The sequence below is a fragment of the Bradyrhizobium sp. GW821-FHT13H05 genome (genome assembly GCF_058804065.1).
In genome coordinates this window covers 429,017-445,948 of record NZ_JBXAPO010000005.1, presented here as the reverse complement: position 1 = coordinate 445,948, position 16,932 = coordinate 429,017, and the positions used below count along the sequence as shown (strand labels likewise).

General features: G+C 65.0%; 15 protein-coding genes. 5 read left to right on the top strand and 10 right to left on the bottom strand.

Annotated features, from left to right (window positions below; translation table 11 throughout):
* Nucleotides 1-108: 108 nt before the first annotated feature.
* Complete coding sequence (locus AC1RR3_RS18785) at nt 109-1,524, bottom strand: MFS transporter (protein ID WP_492824590.1); 1,416 nt, start codon at nt 1,522-1,524, stop codon at nt 109-111.
* Between the two features lie 320 nt (nt 1,525-1,844).
* Nucleotides 1,845-2,777, bottom strand: coding sequence for a LysR family transcriptional regulator (locus tag AC1RR3_RS18780; protein WP_492824589.1), 933 nt, complete (start codon nt 2,775-2,777; stop codon nt 1,845-1,847).
* A 103-nt stretch (nt 2,778-2,880) separates the two neighbouring features.
* Between AC1RR3_RS18780 and AC1RR3_RS18775 the strand changes: the two genes are divergently transcribed.
* Together AC1RR3_RS18775 and AC1RR3_RS18770 are read left to right on the top strand one after the other, a co-directional pair.
* Entirely contained in the window at nt 2,881-4,059 is a 1,179-nt protein-coding gene (locus AC1RR3_RS18775; protein ID WP_492824588.1) for a CoA transferase, read from the top strand.
* Nucleotides 4,056-5,003, top strand: coding sequence for a hydroxymethylglutaryl-CoA lyase-like TIM-barrel protein (locus AC1RR3_RS18770; RefSeq protein ID WP_492824587.1), 948 nt, complete (start codon nt 4,056-4,058; stop codon nt 5,001-5,003). Before AC1RR3_RS18775 ends, AC1RR3_RS18770 begins: the two co-directional genes overlap by 4 nt.
* Before the next feature lie 167 nt (nt 5,004-5,170).
* Here AC1RR3_RS18770 and nikR read toward each other — a convergent pair whose 3' ends face one another.
* Together nikR and AC1RR3_RS18760 are read right to left on the bottom strand one after the other, a co-directional pair.
* Entirely contained in the window at nt 5,171-5,617 is a 447-nt protein-coding gene (nikR, locus tag AC1RR3_RS18765) for a nickel-responsive transcriptional regulator NikR (RefSeq protein ID WP_008143982.1), read from the bottom strand.
* 139 nt (nt 5,618-5,756) lie between these two features.
* Nucleotides 5,757-8,222, bottom strand: a complete 2,466-nt coding sequence (locus AC1RR3_RS18760; RefSeq protein WP_492824586.1) for a heavy metal translocating P-type ATPase — start codon at nt 8,220-8,222, stop codon at nt 5,757-5,759.
* A gap of 64 nt (nt 8,223-8,286) precedes the next feature.
* Here AC1RR3_RS18760 and AC1RR3_RS18755 point away from each other — a divergent pair, with 64 nt between their 5' ends.
* Nucleotides 8,287-8,562 carry a metal-sensitive transcriptional regulator gene (locus AC1RR3_RS18755; RefSeq protein WP_492824585.1) on the top strand — a complete coding sequence of 92 codons (276 nt, stop codon included), beginning with the start codon at nt 8,287-8,289 and terminating at the stop codon, nt 8,560-8,562.
* 123 nt (nt 8,563-8,685) lie between these two features.
* On the opposite strand, the gene AC1RR3_RS18750 is transcribed toward AC1RR3_RS18755, so the two are convergent.
* Nucleotides 8,686-9,660: a YiiX/YebB-like N1pC/P60 family cysteine hydrolase gene (locus AC1RR3_RS18750; protein ID WP_492824584.1), complete on the bottom strand. Its 975-nt coding sequence runs from the start codon at nt 9,658-9,660 to the stop codon at nt 8,686-8,688.
* A 192-nt stretch (nt 9,661-9,852) separates the two neighbouring features.
* Here AC1RR3_RS18750 and AC1RR3_RS18745 point away from each other — a divergent pair, with 192 nt between their 5' ends.
* Nucleotides 9,853-11,250 carry a flavin monoamine oxidase family protein gene (locus AC1RR3_RS18745; protein WP_492824583.1) on the top strand — a complete coding sequence of 466 codons (1,398 nt, stop codon included), beginning with the start codon at nt 9,853-9,855 and terminating at the stop codon, nt 11,248-11,250.
* Nucleotides 11,251-11,349: 99 nt separating this feature from the next.
* Here AC1RR3_RS18745 and AC1RR3_RS18740 read toward each other — a convergent pair whose 3' ends face one another.
* The 3 genes from AC1RR3_RS18740 to pheS are packed head-to-tail and all read right to left on the bottom strand — an operon-like array spanning nt 11,350 to nt 15,604.
* Nucleotides 11,350-12,120 (bottom strand): sulfite exporter TauE/SafE family protein, encoded by a 771-nt coding sequence (locus tag AC1RR3_RS18740; RefSeq protein WP_492824582.1) that lies wholly within the window; start codon nt 12,118-12,120, stop codon nt 11,350-11,352.
* Complete coding sequence (gene pheT, locus AC1RR3_RS18735) at nt 12,117-14,525, bottom strand: phenylalanine--tRNA ligase subunit beta (RefSeq protein ID WP_492824581.1); 2,409 nt, start codon at nt 14,523-14,525, stop codon at nt 12,117-12,119. The genes AC1RR3_RS18740 and pheT overlap by 4 nt, the downstream gene beginning before the upstream one ends.
* On the bottom strand, nt 14,522-15,604 hold the full coding sequence (gene pheS, locus AC1RR3_RS18730; protein ID WP_492824580.1) for a phenylalanine--tRNA ligase subunit alpha: 1,083 nt from the start codon (nt 15,602-15,604) through the stop codon (nt 14,522-14,524). The genes pheT and pheS overlap by 4 nt, the downstream gene beginning before the upstream one ends.
* A gap of 151 nt (nt 15,605-15,755) precedes the next feature.
* Between pheS and AC1RR3_RS18725 the strand changes: the two genes are divergently transcribed.
* Nucleotides 15,756-16,169: a hypothetical protein gene (locus AC1RR3_RS18725; protein ID WP_492824579.1), complete on the top strand. Its 414-nt coding sequence runs from the start codon at nt 15,756-15,758 to the stop codon at nt 16,167-16,169.
* Between the two features lie 8 nt (nt 16,170-16,177).
* On the opposite strand, the gene rplT is transcribed toward AC1RR3_RS18725, so the two are convergent.
* Both rplT and rpmI read right to left on the bottom strand, forming a co-directional pair.
* Nucleotides 16,178-16,537 carry a 50S ribosomal protein L20 gene (gene rplT, locus AC1RR3_RS18720; RefSeq protein WP_008143961.1) on the bottom strand — a complete coding sequence of 120 codons (360 nt, stop codon included), beginning with the start codon at nt 16,535-16,537 and terminating at the stop codon, nt 16,178-16,180.
* Nucleotides 16,538-16,617: 80 nt separating this feature from the next.
* Nucleotides 16,618-16,818, bottom strand: a complete 201-nt coding sequence (gene rpmI / locus AC1RR3_RS18715; protein WP_007598540.1) for a 50S ribosomal protein L35 — start codon at nt 16,816-16,818, stop codon at nt 16,618-16,620.
* Nucleotides 16,819-16,932: the final 114 nt, after the last annotated feature.

Below are 16,932 nucleotides of genomic sequence, written 5' to 3'. Positions count from 1 at the left end.
TCCTCCGTCATTGCGAGGAGCTCTTGCGACGAGGCAATCCAGACTGTCCCCGCAGTGGGGTTCTGGATTGCTTCGCTCCGCTCGCAATGACGCGTGGAGAAACGCAGGCTACACCACATCCAGCGGCTTGCCGCGCACGTTCGGGCCGAACAGCGTCATCGCGATCACCACGATCAGCATCGCTGCGGTGATCAGGCCGAACACGCCGGTGACGCCGGCCTCCTTCAGCATGTAGGCGACGATGAAGCCCGAGAACGTCGCGGAGAGCCGGCTCATCGAATAGACGAGGCCGGAGGCTCGCGCCCGGATCTCGGTCGGAAACACCTCGGTCTGGTAGGCGTGATAGGCGTAGGACATTGTGGTGTTGCAGGCCGTCAGCAGCACGCCGCAGACGATCAGCAGCGCCGGCTCGGTCAATTGTGCGAACGCCATGCCGCAGACGATGATGGCGACGCAGGCGCCGGCGATGATCCAGCGTCGCTCGAATTTGTCGGCAAAGCTCGCGGCAAGCAGCGGCGCGATCGGATAGGCGAAGGCGACGATGAAGGAATATTGCAGGCTCTTGGTGATGGTGATGCCCTTCTCGACCAGCAGCGTCGGCACCCAATTGGCAAAGCCGTAGAAGCCGAAGGCCTGGCACAGATTGAACACCATGAAGAGGACGACGAGCGACAGATAGGGTGGGCGGAACAGGTCGGCGAAGCTGATGCGTGCCACGGGTCGCACCATCTGCCGTACAGACGGGATCACAGGCCGTGAGCCGGTGCCGCCGCTGGCGGCCTCCAGCGTGGTGAGGATGCGAAGCGCCTCCTCGTTGCGGCCGTGGCGCGCCAGCCACAGTGGGCTCTCCGGCAGGAACAGCCTGAGCACCCAGATGATCATGCTGGCAGCGGCGCCGATCAGCACCACCCAGCGCCAGCCTTCGACGCCGTAAGGCGACAGCGGCACCAGCCACCAGGCCAGCGCCGCGACGACGGGGACGGCGATGAACATGATCGACTGGTTCACCGCGAAGGCGCGCCCGCGCATCCGGCTCGGCACCAGCTCGGTGATGTAGGCGTCGATGGTGATGACCTCGACGCCGATGCCGATGCCGGCGAGGAAGCGCCAGAACAGCAGGCCTTCCGGAGAGGTCTGGCAGGCCATGATCACGGACGCCGCGGTGTAGCCGAGCAGCGCGGTGGTGAAGATCGCGCGCCGCCCGAAACGGTCGGCAAGGAAGCCGAGAAAGAAGGTGCCGACGAACAGGCCGGCAAAGGTCGCGGCAACGAAGGCGCCGATGCCGGAGAAGCCGAAAAACGCCGTCGTCGTGGTGCTCAGGAGCCCGCTGCGGCTCAGGCCCGGCGCGATATAGCCGGTGAGGAACAGATCGTAGATCTCGAAGCAGCCGCCGAGCGAGAGCAGGATGACGAGGCGCCAGACATAAGCCGTCCCCGGCATCGCCTCGAGCCGCCGCGAGATCTCGTCGGGCACGGACGGCGCAGCGCCGAGCTCAAAGCCTGTGTCGATACCGACAACGCTCATGATGTCCTCCCCGTGGCGCGCGGATTGCGCTGTTCCCGGCGGCTCATCTCTGTGGTGTGTCGTGAACTCTGCCGGACCGTCTCATGTTGGCCGGTCGAGGGCGGAAATCCAGAAGAACATATCGATGGAAGCGTTCGAGATTTTCGAACTCGGGGTTTCTTCGCCTCTCCCCGCGTGCGGGGAGAGGCCGGGATTTGCGTCAGCAAATTCCGGGTGAGGGGGAGTCTCCGCGAGTCCAACTGTCAGCCTTGTTGCGGAAGCAGCCCCTCACCCTAACCCTCTCCCCGTAAGAACGGGGAGAGGGGAACAGCAGCACCGCATCACCCCACCAACTCCGCTTGCCAGCCACCACCCCGCACCTGCTCTGCAATCAGCGCCAGCATCAACCGTCGCATCTCCTCCATCGCATAGGTCATCGGGCGGTTGCGCAGGCGGCAGAGATAGAGTGTGCGGGTCAGCTTCGGCTCGATCACCTTGCGTGCAACCAGGCGGCCCGCCGCGAGCTCCTCCCGCGCGAACAGCTTTGTCGCGATGGTGCAGCCGAGCCCCTCCACCAGCGCGCCGGTCATGCCGGTGATCGAGTTGGCGTGCAGGATGGCGCCGCCTTCCAGCCGCTTGAGCAGGACCGGATCGTCCAGCAGCGCGCGCGAGGACAGGCCGAGGCCGTAACGCAGCAGGATCAGCGGCAGCCGGTTCAGCTCCTCGAACCGGATCGGGGCCTTGCCCTTGCCGACCAGCTTTGGAATGCCGACCAGGAACATCTCCTCTTCGAGCACGGCTTCCGTGATCAGCTCCTTCTCCGACGGCGGATTGTAGACCAGCGCAAGGTCGACGTTGGAGATCATCAGGTGCATCAGCGTCGCGCCGGACAGGCTCTCGGTCAGCGACAGCTTGAGTTTTGGATATTTGATCAGCACGATGCGCATCAGCTCGACGCCGATCGCCTTGACGCCGGAGTTTGCCATGCCGATCGAGATCTCGCCGGCGATGACGCGGGCGCCCTCGCGCACCTCGGTCTCGGCCTCCGCCATCGCGCGCAGGATGATGCGGGCGTGCTCATAGAGCCGCTCGCCGGCCGCGGTCGGCTCCATGCCGCGCGACTTGCGTTCGAACAGCGGCGTTGCGAACTCGGCCTCCAGGTTCGAGATGTGATGGCTGAGCGCGGATTGCGCGACGTTGACCTGGTCGGCCGCGCGCGACAGGTTCCGCTGCTCGTAGACGGCGATGAAATAGCGGAGCTGGCGCGAATCCATGTTGGTCCAGCGTTCTAGAACTGCGAAGGTAATCTTCGACAGATTATATTTTTCAGATGGCTTGTGAAGGCCTAGTCTTCTCAATGAACGAACAGGAGTGCCCATGACCGAAACCGGATTGCCGCTCGAAGGCGTGCGGGTCGTCGAGATGACCCACATGGTCATGGGCCCGACCTGCGGCATGATCCTCGCGCAACTCGGCGCCGAGGTGATCAAGGTTGAGCCGCCCTCCGGCGACAAGACGCGAAGTCTCGGCGGCATGGGCACGGCGTTCTTTCCGCTGTTCAACCGCGGCAAGCGCAGCGTCGTGCTCGACTTCGAGAAGCCGGGGGATCGCGACACCATGCACCGGCTGCTGGAGACGGCCGACGTGTTTCTCGAAAACTTTCGCGATGGCCAGCTCGAAAAGCAGGGGCTCGGGGCCGCGGAATTGCGCAGTCGGCATCCGCATCTGATCGTCGCCGGCCACAAGGGCTTTCTGTCTGGCCCCTATGAGCATCGCCCCGCGCTCGACGAGGTCGTGCAGATGATGTCGGGGCTGGCTGCCATGACCGGCACCAAGGAGAAGCCGCAGCGCGTCGGTTCCTCCGCCAACGATATCATGGGTGGCATGTTCGGCGTGATCGCGATTCTGGCCGCGCTCTATCAGAAGCGCGGCGGCAAGCGCGATGGCGCCGACATCCGCATCGGCCTGTTCGAGAACTGCCTGTTCCTGGTCGCCCAGCACATGGTCGAATACGAGATGACCGGCAACAAGCCGCGCTCGATGCCGGAGCGCGAGCACGCCTGGCCGATCTACGACATTTTCGATGCCGCGGGCGATGGACGCATCTTCATCGGCGTCGTGACCGAGGGCCATTGGCAGAGCTTTTGCCGTGAGTTTGGCCTGACCGATCTTCTCGATGATCCCAGCTTGCGGACCACGACCGATCGCATCCTGGCGCGGCCGAGGATCCTTCCGCGCGTGGCCGAGATCATCCGTCAGTGGGATGTGGCGGAGCTGTCGCAAAAGCTCGATGCGCTCAATATCTGCTTCTCGCCGATCAACCGTCCCGAGGATCTGCTCACCGATCCCCATGTGCTGCGGCCGGGCGGGCTCGTTACCAACGTTGCCGCCGACGGCAAGCCATTCCATGTGCCGACGCTGCCGCTGGAATGGAACGGCAGCCATTTTGGCGAAGGCCTGAAGGTCGCGCCGCTCGGCGCCGACACATCAGCCGTTCGCGCCGAGATCGATGATAACGACGATATCACGTCAAAAGCCGCTGGGAGGCGCGCATGAGCCGGATCGAGACGATTTACCCCTCAGACCGCGTCAGCCTGCGCGAGGTCGGCCTGCGCGACGGGCTTCAGCTCGTGAAGACGATTCCGTCGACCGAAGCCAAGCAGCGCTGGGTGCGCGAGGAATACGCCGCGGGCGTCCGGCATTTCGAGGTCGGCTCGTTCCTGCCCGCAAAAACCTTTCCGCAATTCGTAGACGTCCGCGATGTCATCGGGACCGTGGCGAGCCTGCGTGGAGCCCACGGCATTGCGCTTGCGCTCAACGAGCGCGGCGTCAACGAAGCGCTGGAATCCGGCGTCGGCGAGATCGCGTCGGTGGTCTCGGCCACGGAGGAGCACAGCCAGGCCAACGCCCACCGTTCGCGCGATTCCGCAATCGCTAATGTGAAGCGGCTCTGCGAAATGCGTGATGCCAGTGCTCACAAGCCGCTGGTGAATGCCGCGATCTCGATGGCGCTGGGCTGCTCGATAACAGGCGCGGTCGAGCCCGCCGAGGTGCTGCGGCTGGTCGACAAGTGCCTGGAGGCCGGTGTCGATTTCGTCGCGATCGCCGATACCGTCGGCTATGCCGGCCCGAAGCAGGTGGGCGAACTGACTCGCGGTGCGGTCAAGCTGTCGGGATCGAAGCCGATCTGCATCCATCTCCACGACACCCGCGGCATGGGTATCGCCAACGCCTCCGCCGCGCTGGATGAAGGCGCGCGCATCCTCGACGGCTCCCTCGGCGGTCTCGGCGGTTGTCCCTTCGCACCCGGCGCGACCGGCAATGTCGTGTTCGAGGATCTGGTGTTCCTGTGCGAGAGCAAGGGGTTTGCGACGGGCATCGACCTCGACAAGCTGATCGCGGTGCGCAGGATCTTGCGTGATGAGATGCCGAACGAGCAGCTGTACGGCGGCGTGGCGAGGGCAGGGTTGCCCAGCGGGAATGCCTCGAAGGCGGCGTGATCCTGGAGCCTTAAATGTCGCTCTCGTGTCCCGGACGCGGCGCGGCATGAAATGACGCGACGCAGAGCCGGGACCCAGAAACTTGCGCCAGCGGTGAGATGGGCCCCGGCTCTGCAGCGCACCGCTGAAGAAGCGCTGCGCTGCGTCCGGGGCACGAGAGCGTGGGCTCACTCATGCCGATGCCCGTGCTTGCGCGCCTTCGCCGGCTTGCCTTCCCCCGTCGGAATCATCACCACACGGCCATAGCGCACGCCGCGTTCGGCGATGATATGGTCGGCGAAATGCTTGACCTCGTCGGCCGAGCCCTTCAGTGCCGTCATCTCCATGCAGTTGTTCTCGTCGAGATGGACATGCAGCGTCGCCAGCGCGAGGTCGTGATGGCCGTGGAATTCCTGCACCAGGCGCTTCGAGAGGTCCCGCGCGGCGTGGTCGTAGACATAGACCAGGCCGGCGACGCATTGGCCGGTCTGCGCGGTGTCCTCGGCGGATTGCTGCAGCCCGGCGCGCGCGAGGTCGCGGATGATCTCGGAGCGGTTCTGGTAGCCGCGCGCCTCGGCAGCGGCATCGATCTCCGCCAGAAGGTCGTCCTCGATCGTGATCGTAATCCGCTGCATCAGGTCCTCTCCGCGCGTGCCGCTCATGTCCGCTGAACCGTAGCCCGGATGGAGCGTAGCGCAATCCGGGGCGGTGCCGATACGTTAGCAGACCTCGGATTTCGCTTCGCTCCATCCGGGCTACGCAGATCCTGGCCCTTCACAGCCGCGTCGCACGAAGCCGCAGCGCGTTGCCGACCACGCTCACCGAGGACAGTGCCATCGCGGCGGCCGCGATGATCGGAGACAGCAGCACGCCGAACGTCGGATAGAGGATGCCGGCCGCGATCGGAATGCCGGCGGCGTTGTAGATGAAGGCGAAGAACAGGTTCTGGCGGATATTGCTCATGGTCGCCTGCGACAGCTTTCGCGCGCGCACGATGCCGACAAGGTCGCCCTTGAGCAGGGTGACGCCGGCACTCTCCATCGCCACATCGGTGCCGGTGCCCATGGCGATGCCGACCTCGGCCGCCGCCAGCGCCGGCGCGTCGTTGACGCCGTCGCCGGCCATCGCGACGCTGCGGCCGGCCTTTTGCAGCTTCGTGACCACCGCGCTCTTTTGGTCCGGCAGCACCTCGGCCTCGACCTCGGCGATGCCGAGTCGGCGCGCCACTGCTTCCGCCGTGGTGCGGTTGTCGCCGGTCAGCATGATCACCTTGATGCCCTCGGCCGCGAGCGCCTTCAGCGCCTCCGGCGTCGAGGCCTTGACCGGATCGGCGATCGCGAACAGGCCGGCAAGCCGGCCGTCGACGGCCATGTTGATGACCGTCGCGCCATCGCCGCGCAGCCGTTCGGCTTCGGTGTCGAGTGCCCCGGTGTCGATCCCGATCGACGACAGATATCGCGCATTGCCGAGCACGATGGTCTTGCCGTCGACCTTGCCGGTCGCGCCCTTGCCCGTCGGTGAATCGAACTGCTCGACCTGGCCGAGTGTGAGCTGCCTCTCCTTTGCCGCGCGCATGATGGCGTCGGCCAGTGGATGCTCGCTGGCACGCTCGACGCTGGCTGCGAGCCGAAGGATGTCGTCTTCGGTAGAGCCGGACGCGGACACGATGGCGACCACCTTGGGCTTGCCTTCGGTCAGCGTACCTGTTTTGTCGACCACGAGCGTGTCGATCTTCTCCATCCGCTCCAGCGATTCCGCGTTCTTAATCAGCACGCCCGCTTGCGCGCCGCGGCCGACACCGACCATGATCGACATCGGGGTTGCCAAACCAAGCGCGCAAGGGCAGGCGATGATCAGCACGCTGACGGCGGCGACGAGGCCGAAGGCGAGCCGCGGCTCCGGTCCGAACCAGGCCCAGGCGGCGAAGGCGGCGATGGCGACGACGATGACGGCGGGGACGAACCAGCCGGCAACCTGGTCGGCCAGCCGCTGGATCGGTGCGCGCGAGCGCTGCGCGTCCGCGACCATCTGCACGATCTGCGACAGCAGCGTCTCGCGCCCGACCTTGTCGGCGCGCATGATGAAGCTGCCGGACTGGTTGAGCGTGCCCGCGATCACCTTCGCGTCGACCTCTTTGGTCACCGGCATAGATTCACCGGTGACGAGGGATTCATCGAGCGAGGAGCGGCCTTCAAGGATGACGCCATCGACCGGCACTTTCTCACCGGGACGAACACGCAGGCGATCGCCGGCATGGAGCGTATCGATCTCGACCTCATGCTCGCTGCCATCGGCGTCGACGCGGCGCGCGGTTTTTGGCGCGAGCTGCAACAGCGCCTTGATCGCGCCCGACGTGGCATCGCGGGCGCGCAGCTCCAGCACCTGACCGAGCAGCACCAGTACGGTGATGACGGCAGCGGCCTCGAAATAGACGGCGACCGCGCCTTCATGGCCACGGAAGGTCGCGGGAAAAATCTGCGGCGCGATGGTACCGATCAGGCTGTAGGCATAGGCAACGCCGGTACCCATCGCGATCAGCGTGAACATGTTGAGGTTGCGCGTCACCAGCGACTGCCAGCCGCGAACGAAGAACGGCCAGCCAGCCCACAGCACCACCGGTGTGGCGAAAACGAGCTGGATCCAGTTCGACAACGTCGCATCGATCCAGTTGTGCGGGCCCACGAGATGACCGCCCATCTCGAGTACCACCGGGGGCAGCGCCAGCGCGCCGCCGATCCAGAATCGCCGCGTCATGTCGGCGAGCTCCGGATTGGGCCCGGTCTCCAGGCTTGCGACCTCCGGCTCCAGCGCCATGCCGCAAATCGGGCAGGTGCCGGGGCCGACCTGGCGGATCTGCGGATGCATCGGGCAGGTGTAGATCGTGCCGGCAGGCATCTCCGGCTCGCTCGCCTTGTGCTCTTCGTTTTTCTTGACGAGGTATTTGGCGGGATCGGCGGCGAATTTGGTCCGGCAGCCGGCCGAGCAGAAATGGAACGTCTCGCCCTGATGCTCGAACCGGTGTTTTGACGTCGCGGGATCGACCGTCATGCCGCAGACGGGATCGCGCACCTTCGTCGCGGCGTCACCATGGGTGTGTTGATGGGCGTGGCCGGAATGATCGCCGTGCCCGCCGCAGCACGAGGCAGCAGGTTTGGCAGCCGGTGTCGCGGCCTTGCTCGAACAGCCGCATCCGGTGTGACCGTCGGCGTCGTGATGATGTTCGTGTTCTGCGTCGTTCATTCCTATGCTCCGGCCTGGCGCCCAGGGTCTTGCAACCCATACCCGGTAGGGGTATATAGGCCTCATGCGCAAGGACATCAAGGCATCTGTCGGAAAACGCCTCGGTCGGATCGAGGGCCAGGTTCGCGGCCTGTCGAAAATGGTCGAGGAGGACCGCTACTGCATCGACATCGTGACGCAGATCTCTGCGGTGCGCGCGGCGTTACGCAGGGTTGAGGAGGAGGTCTTGAAGGACCACGTCGCCCATTGCGTCGAGCACGCCATCACGAGCGGCGACAAGGCGGATCAGCGCGAGAAGATCGCGGAGCTGATGGCGGTGATCGGACGGGCGGAAAGGTAGCTTCTCACCGTCGTCATTCCGACCGAAGCGAAGCAATCCAGACTGCCTTCGCGGAGGTAGTCTGGATTGCTTCGTCGCTGCGCTCCTCGCAATGACGGAAGAGAGAGACGGACGACAGCAGGGCTACGCCGCCATCTCCTGCGCTCGTCCCCGCGCGCGGTACATCGCGAGCTCGCTCAGCAGCACGAAATGCTCGGAGCAGGTGGCGTCCATCTCGGCAGCCGCCTCACGCATCATTTGCCCAGCCGAAACTTCATCCGGCGCCGCTTCGTCAACCGCTTCAGGAACGAGCGGCGGCGCACTGAACGTTTCTGGAAACACACCGAATGAGCCCGCTACCTCCTCGAGCGGCTTTTGCTTGTCGGCCCAGTGCAGAGCTGTGTAGTCGAAGCCGTGCACGATGGTGGGTTTGACCACTTCGAAATAGGGCGAGATGTCGAAGTCGCGGGGCATGTAGAGCGAGGAATCGCGGATGTGCAGGATCTCGCGGCGGGCGGCGCGGCTGCCGGCCTTGGTGATCTTGGGCAGGATCGGATAGCGCACGGCGTCGAACGCCTGCGCGATCAGTGCCGAGCAGATGATCTTGGTCGGATCGCCCGAGCCGATCGCGATCATGCGGCGCCGCCAGCGCTGCGGGATCGGCAGCGGAAACAGGAAGCGCATCAGGTCGATGATGTTCTTGGTGTCGTAGCCGAAGCCGATGCGGTTGATCGCATAGCGGCAGACCGTGGTGCGGTCCTCATAGGACAGCCCGACCGGGCGGCAGACGCGGGTGTGATAGGGGAAGTATTTCGACAGCGGCGCGGAGGTGACGCCCTCGCCGATATTGGCCTCGATCAGCACATGCGGCTCGCCATCGGGCTCTTCGGCGCCCTCGATCGGGCCGACATAGAGCGCGGCATGCGACCAGGTCGACTGGGTCAGGTATTTGATGATGCCGGAGATGCGGTTGTTGCCCTCGACCAGCAGCACGTCGCCGGCCTCGATGACGCCGCGCAGGTGCTCGGGGTCGCTCGGCGTGAACGGCTCATAGCCCGGCACCTCCTTCGAGAGGTACGCGGCAATCAGCTTGCCGACTGAATCCAGGACCGTCCCCATATCGAACTCCCCCACGGCCTTTTCCGGCCGTCTTTTTTCCCTTCTCTATCATGGTGCAAACGTGTTGCAATTCGGTTCATCAGTCTGTGAGATCAAGCACGATTGATTCACCATGATGGTTGCCGTGCAACATGAGATACGGCAAGGTTCGCGGGCTGTTCCCGTTCGCCGCAAGTCTCCGGAAACCATGACATGACAATCACGCGCCGCGATTTCCTTGTCGCGTCGGCGGCTCTTGCTGCGATGCCGGTCCTGCGCGCAACCGCCGCACCTCTGCCGCGCGAGGCTGACATTGTCGTGATCGGTGCGGGGGCTGCCGGAATCGCTGCGGCGCGGCGCATCATGGCGGCCAACCGCAAGGTCGTGGTGGTCGAAGCGGCCTCGCAAGTGGGCGGCCGTTGCATTACGGACAGCACGACCTTCGACGTGCCGTTCGACCGCGGTGCGCGCTGGATGCACAATCCCGAGACCAATCCGATGATCCGGTTGGCGCGCAGCGCCGGGCTCGACGTGCTGCCGGCGCCATCGGGCCAGAAAATGCGCATCGGCCGCCGCAATGCGCGTGCCGGAGAGACCGAGGAATTTCTGGCGGCGCTGGTACGTGCCAACCGCGCCATCGACGAGGCCGCGCGCGGCAAGCTCGATACCGCCTGCGCCTCCGTGCTGCCGAAGGATCTCGGCGACTGGGCCGGCGCGGCCGAGTTCATGCTAGGCGCCAGCTTTGCCGGCAAGGATTTGAAGGAGTTTTCTGCGATCGACAAGGCGCGCGCGCAGGACCGCAATGCCGCGATCGCCTGCCGCCAGGGCCTGGGCACGCTGATCACCAAGCTCGGCGAGCAGGCGCCGGTTGCGCTGTCGACGCCCGCGAGCCGGATCGTCTGGAGCAACCGTGACGTCAGCGTGGAGACGCAATCCGGCAAGATCGCCGCGCGCGCCGCCATCATCACGGTCTCGACCAACGTGCTGACATCGGGCGCGATCAAGTTCGCACCTGATATTCCCAAGCGTACGTTGGATGCGGCGTCAAAGCTCACCCTCGGCAGCTACGACCACATCTTGCTGCAACTGCCCGGCAATCCGCTCGGCCTCTCACGCGACGACATCCTGATTGAGCAGAGCAATTCGACGCGGACGGCGCTGATGTACGCCAATATCGGGGGATCCTCGCTGTGCTCGATCGACGTCGGCGGCTCGTTCGGCCGCGACCTCTCTGAGCAGGGCGAGGCGGCGATGGCGGCGTTCGCAAAGGAGTGGATCGCAAAGCTGTTCGGCAGCGAGGTCGCTGCCACGGTGAAGAAAACCAGCGCCACGCGCTGGAATGCCTCGCCCTTCGTGATGGGCGCGATGTCGGCGTCCTCGCCCGGCGGCCAGCTCTCGCGAAAGATCCTGGGCGAGCCGATCGGCAATCTGTTCCTCGCTGGCGAAGCCACCCACGAGACGTTGTGGGGGACGGTCGACGGCGCCTGGGAAAGCGGCGAGCGCGCGGCGGATGCGGCCTTGCGCAAAATCGGTGCGCTCAAGGACGAGTCGGCCGACGTGCCGACCCAGTCGACCAAGAAGCGCCGCGCGCCGCGGCAGCAGGCCAACTAAAGCGTTTTCGAGCGAAGTGGATACCGGTTCGCGTGAAGAAAACGCGTCAAAACAAGAATCTAGAGCTTCGGTTCTGATTCAATCAGAACCGATAATGCTCTAGCGCAAAATCCCGTCCAGCGCCGGAAGCCCGAAAATGACGGCCATCGCGATCAGCGCGTAACAGATGCCGCGAAACACGGTCTCGCTCGCGCGGCCGAACAGCGAGGCGCCGAAAGCGACGCCGACCGCGTAGACCGGGCCGACGATTAGCGAGAGCAGCAGCGATTCGCGTGAGATCAGGCCCGTCGTTGCGTAGCTGACCATCGAGAAGAAATCCGACGCGCCAAAGAACAGCAAGATGTTGGCGCGCGCGACGATCGGCGCGATCGGGCGGCCGAGCCAGTAGCCGACGATCGGTGGGCCGCCGGTCTGCGCGAGGCCACTGCAGAACCCCGAGAGGCCGCCGATGCCGACCGAGAGCCAGGCGTGGTCCTTGCCGCGATAGCGCCAGCCCGACAGCAGCAGAAGCAGGAGCGCTGCGACGAAGCAGGAGATGATCCAGCGCGTGGTGACGGGTTCGAGCACGCTGAGGAAATAGGTGCCGACGGGCACGCCGATCAATGCGCCCAGCACGATCACCGCGGTAGCCTTGCGGTCTGCCTTCCGCCACGCGTCCGGCAGCAGTGGCGCGGCCGCGACGAAATCGATCACGAGGAGCAGGGCAGCAACGAGCCGCGGCGCGGCGAAGCTGCTCGCCAGCGGCATGAAGATCAGCGCCGAGCCGAAGCCGGAGAAGCCGCGCGCGGTGCCGGAAACGAAAGCGACGGCGCAGAGCGCCATCGCAATGGTGAGGCTGACGTCCTTCGGAAGAAAATCCGCAAGGGTCATCCGCGCAAGACGCCGCCGGTCTTCTTCGTCACCTCGGCAACGATCTTCGCCGCGACGGCTTCGATCTCCTGGTCTGTCAGGGTCTTCTCGCGCGGCTGGAGCGTGACCGCGATGCCGATCGACTTCTTGCCGTCATCGATGCCCTTGCCTTCGTAGACGTCGAAGACGTTGACGCCGGTAATCAGCTTCTTGTCGACGCCTTGGGCTGCGCGCACGATGTCGCCGGCCTTGACGCCGCGATCGACGATGAAGGCGAAATCGCGCGTAACAGGCTGGAATGCCGACAGCTCGATCAGGGGTTTCGCGCGGGTCGGTTTCTTCTTGGCCTCGGGGACGCGGTCGAGGATCACCTCGAACACCATCAACGGGCCGTCGACGCCGAGCGCTTCGAGCGCGCGCGGATGCACCTCGCCGAAAGTGCCGAGCACGTTCTGCGGGCCGATCTGGATCGTGCCGGAGCGTCCCGGATGCAGCCATGCCGGCCCACCGGCGACGATCTGCAGCGCCTGCATGGGCGCGCCGGCCGCAGCCAGCACGGCGAGCGCATCGGCCTTGGCATCGAACACATCAGCCTGCGCCGAGCCCGTCCAGTGCCGGCCAAGTCCTTCTGCGGACGCAAAGCCGCGGCGTACGCCGCTGGCTGCCATGAACTGGTCCTGCGGGCGGTCGCCCCTGAACACCTGGCCGACTTCAAACAGCGCGACATCGCTGACGCCGCGATTGGCATTGGCCTGTGCGGCAGCGATCAGGCCCGCCAGCAGGGTCGGGCGCATGTCGGAGAGATCAGCCGCGATCGGGTTGGCCACTTCGAGCTCGCGCTGCCCGCCGCCGAACAGTTTTGCCGCAGACTTCGTGATGAAGGACCAGGTCACGGCCTCGATGATGCCGCGGCTCGCGAGCGCGCGCCGCGCGCGGCGGGTGCGGAGCTGAAGCGGCGTCAGCACCGGCTTGCGCGCGTCTTCGCCGCGTTCGAACGGCGTCATCGGCACCTTGTCGACGCCATAGATGCGGACGACTTCCTCGACGATGTCGGCCTTCCCATGCACGTCAGAGCGCCACGACGGCACCGCGACCTTCACGACCGGGCCGGGGCCCGCCATCATGAAGCCGAGATGGGTCAGGATGCGCTTCATCTCCGGCTGCGGCACTTCGATGCCGGAGAGACGCTTGACCTCGGTCACAGGGAAATCGATCACGCGGTCGTCGCCAAAGGCCTTGCCGACCACGATGGTCTCGGACGGCGCGCCGCCGCACATCTCCATCACGAGTTTCGTCGCGAGCTCCAGACCCGGCACCATGAAGGCCGGATCGACGCCGCGCTCGAATCGGTAGCGCGCATCCGAATTGATGCCGAGCTTGCGGCCGGTCTGGGCGATGTTGATCTCGTTCCACAACGCCGATTCGATCAGCACGTCCGTGGTGGTCTCGTCGCAGCCCGAGGCCTCGCCGCCCATGATACCGGCGAGCGATTCGACGCCGTGCTCGTCCGCGATCACGCACGTCGTAGAATCGAGATTGTAGGTGCGGCCGTCGAGCGCCAGCAGCGTCTCGCCGTCGCGGGCGTGGCGCACCACGAGATCGCCTTTGACCTTCTTGGCGTCGAACACATGCAGCGGCCGCGCGCGATCGTAGGTCATGAAATTGGTGATATCGACCAGCGCGTTGATCGGGCGCAAGCCAATCGCGGTCAGCCGTTTCTGCAGCCATTCCGGCGACGGCCCGTTCTTGACGCCGCGCACGAGGCGCAGTGCGAAGCCCGGACACAGCGTGGCGTCCTCGACCGTGACCTTCACCGGGCAGGGGAATTCACCCTTGATCGGCTTGATGGTGGGGTCCTTGAACTTGCCCATGTCGGCAGCGGCGAGATCGCGCGCGATGCCGTGCACGCCGGTGCAGTCCTGCCGGTTCGGCGTCAGATTGATCTCGACCACGGGATCGCCGAGCGCGGCCCATTCGGCGTAACCCGCACCGATCGGCGCATCCGCCGGCAATTCCATGATGCCGTCGTGGTCGTTCGAGATCTGCAGCTCGGCCGCCGAGCACAGCATGCCGCGGCTCTCGACGCCGCGGATGGTGCCGACGCCCAGCGTGATGTCCTTGCCCGGAATATAGGTGCCGGGGGGCGAGAACACGCTGACGAGACCCGCGCGCGCATTCGGCGCGCCGCACACGACCTGCACCGGCGCAGCACCGTTTCCGGTGTCGACCATGCAGACGCGCAAGCGATCCGCATTCGGATGCTGCTCGGCCGAGATCACCTTCGCGATGGTGAAAGGCTTCAGCGCCTTCGCCTTGTCCTCGATGTTCTCGACCTCGAGCCCGATCATGGTGAGCTTGTCGGCTAGTTTTTCCAGCGGCTCGTCGGTGTCGAGATGATCCTTCAGCCAGGAGAGGGTGAATTTCACGAGCTCAGCCCTCCGGCAAGCGTTGGCACTTCGAGCGGCTTGAAGCCGTAATGGGACAGCCAGCGGACGTCGCTGTCGAACAGCTGGCGCAGATCGGCGATGCCGTATTTCAGCATGGCGATACGGTCGATGCCCATGCCCCAGGCAAAACCCTGGTACTCGTCGGGATCGATGCCGCAGGCGCGCAGCACGTTCGGATGCACCATGCCGCAGCCGAGAATCTCCAGCCAGTCCTCGCCCTCGCCGAAGCGGATCTCGCCCTTGTCGCGGCGGCACTGGATGTCGACTTCCAGCGACGGCTCCGTGAACGGGAAGAACGACGGGCGGAAGCGCATGTTGATGTGGTCGACCTCGAAGAACGCCTTGCAGAACTCGTGCAGGATCCATTTGAGGTGGCCGAGATGCGAGTGCTTGTCGATGACGAGGCCTTCGACCTGGTGGAATTGCGGCGTGTGGGTCGCGTCCGAATCGATGCGGTAGGTGCGGCCCGGGCAGATCACGCGGATCGGCGGCTTCTGGCTCAGCATGGTGCGCACCTGCACCGGCGAGGTGTGGGTTCGCAGCAGCATGCGCGAGCCGTCCTCCTTCGGATGGAAGAAGAAGGTGTCGTGCATCTCGCGCGCGGGATGGCCTTCCGGAAAATTCAGCTTGGTGAAGTTGTAGTCGTCGGTCTCGATGTCAGGACCTTCGGCGACCGAGAAGCCCATGTCGGCGAAGATCGTCGTCAGCTCGTCCCAGACCTGGCTCAGCGGATGGATGCGGCCGGCCTCCGCCGGTGCGTCGCGCAGCGGCAGGGTGACGTCGACGGTTTCGGAGGCGAGCCGCGCATCGAGTGCGGCCGATTTCAGCACGTCGCGCCGTGCGGCGAGCGCCTCGGTGACCTTGTCCTTGGCCTGGTTGATCGCGGCGCCCTGCGTCTTGCGCTCGTCGGGCGACATCTTGCCGAGCGTGGCAAGCAGTGCCGAGATCGAACCCTTCTTGCCGAGGGCCGCGACGCGCACCGCTTCGAGCGCGGCTTCATCGCCGGCGGCGGCGATCTGGTCGAGGATGGATGTTTCGAGCGTTGCGAGGTCGGACACTGTCAAATCCTTGGCTCTAAATTCGGCTGGGTTGTCGCCGCCCGAAGGCCGTAACGTCAAGCAAAAAGCCGGTCATTTCGGGCTCGGGAACGGCTGGGTTGAACCTCACGCGGGGGGCCGGCACCAACGGGGGTACGAGGAGACTCTTGCGATGCTTTCGAGATCCTGCCTGGCTGTTCTCGCCGTCGTTCTGTCCGTCGTGAGCACCCCGGCGCGCGCCATGGTTTGCATGGAAAAATCCATGACGCTGGACGAGGTCGCCGACACCATCAGTGCCCAGAAGGGCTGCGAAAGCGCGATGAAGGTCTTCAAGGATTGCGAATTGACGGCGAGCGGCGACGTCGAACTCGGTGCCGCCGTCGAGAAGAAGTGCGAGGCGGACTTCAAGCCCGGCCTCAGCCCGGCGCAGACACAGGCCTACCAACGCGAGATGCGCGTGTGCGACGGCAAGTACCGGAACAAGTCCGGCACCATGTATCTCTCGTTCACGGCATTCTGCCGGGCGGAGGTCGCCCGGCGTTACTCGCAACGCGCACTGAAGGCTGCGGGCCGGAAGGCCCGCTAGTGCAAGCCTCAGGCGGCGAGCGCGGCCTTGGCCTTCTCGGCAATCGCCTGGAACGCCGCGGGCTCGCTGATCGCGAGATCCGACAGCACCTTGCGGTCCACGGTGATCCCGGACTTGGCCATGCCGTCGATAAATTTGCTGTAGGTCAGGCCGAACGGACGGACCGCGGCGTTGATGCGCTGGATCCAGAGCGCGCGGAAGGTCCGCTTCTTGCGCTTGCGATCGCGGAACGCGTACTGCTGGGCCTTCTCCACGGCCGGCTTGGCGGCGCGGATGGTGTTCTTGCGGCGGCCGTAGAAGCCCTTGGCGGCCTTGTAGACTTTCTTGTGCTTGGCGTGGGCGGTCACACCGCGTTTGACGCGAGACATGACAAATATCCTTCAGAGATGACTTGGTTTTCGGATCGCCGCGTGGAACGCGGCGGAGATGGCAATGATCGTGGACGCGATCAGGCGTTCGGCAAGAAGTACTTCTTGACGTTGTCGCCGTCGGTCTTGAACAGCACGGCGGTGCCGCGCAGCTGACGGATCTGCTTCTTCGTCCGCTTGATCATGCCGTGACGCTTGCTGCGATGAGCGAACATCACTTTGCCGGTGGCAGTCACCTTGAAGCGCTTTTTAGCGCCCGATTTGGTCTTCAGCTTGGGCATTTTGCTCTCCTAATGGCCAACGAAATCCGCCCGCGAAGGCGGCTTGGCCGTCAAAAATGCTCGTTAGAGCGTTGATTGTGCTCAGGTTCTACGAACAAGCGTGAAACCCGCACG

Bases quoted from the DNA above. Each gene is read 5' to 3' on its own strand.
- AC1RR3_RS18785 (WP_492824590.1), bottom strand. From the start codon at position 1,524: ATGAGCGTTGTCGGTATCGACACAGGCTTTGAGCTCGGCGCTGCGCCG.
- AC1RR3_RS18725 (WP_492824579.1), top strand. From the start codon at position 15,756: ATGCTTTCGAGATCCTGCCTGGCTGTTCTCGCCGTCGTTCTGTCCGTC.
- AC1RR3_RS18760 (WP_492824586.1), bottom strand. From the start codon at position 8,222: ATGAACGACGCAGAACACGAACATCATCACGACGCCGACGGTCACACC.
- AC1RR3_RS18780 (WP_492824589.1), bottom strand. From the start codon at position 2,777: ATGGATTCGCGCCAGCTCCGCTATTTCATCGCCGTCTACGAGCAGCGG.
- AC1RR3_RS18740 (WP_492824582.1), bottom strand. From the start codon at position 12,120: ATGACCCTTGCGGATTTTCTTCCGAAGGACGTCAGCCTCACCATTGCG.
- rpmI (WP_007598540.1), bottom strand. From the start codon at position 16,818: ATGCCCAAGCTGAAGACCAAATCGGGCGCTAAAAAGCGCTTCAAGGTG.
- AC1RR3_RS18745 (WP_492824583.1), top strand. From the start codon at position 9,853: ATGACAATCACGCGCCGCGATTTCCTTGTCGCGTCGGCGGCTCTTGCT.
- AC1RR3_RS18755 (WP_492824585.1), top strand. From the start codon at position 8,287: ATGCGCAAGGACATCAAGGCATCTGTCGGAAAACGCCTCGGTCGGATC.
- rplT (WP_008143961.1), bottom strand. From the start codon at position 16,537: ATGTCTCGCGTCAAACGCGGTGTGACCGCCCACGCCAAGCACAAGAAA.
- AC1RR3_RS18750 (WP_492824584.1), bottom strand. From the start codon at position 9,660: ATGGGGACGGTCCTGGATTCAGTCGGCAAGCTGATTGCCGCGTACCTC.
- AC1RR3_RS18775 (WP_492824588.1), top strand. From the start codon at position 2,881: ATGACCGAAACCGGATTGCCGCTCGAAGGCGTGCGGGTCGTCGAGATG.
- AC1RR3_RS18770 (WP_492824587.1), top strand. From the start codon at position 4,056: ATGAGCCGGATCGAGACGATTTACCCCTCAGACCGCGTCAGCCTGCGC.
- nikR (WP_008143982.1), bottom strand. From the start codon at position 5,617: ATGCAGCGGATTACGATCACGATCGAGGACGACCTTCTGGCGGAGATC.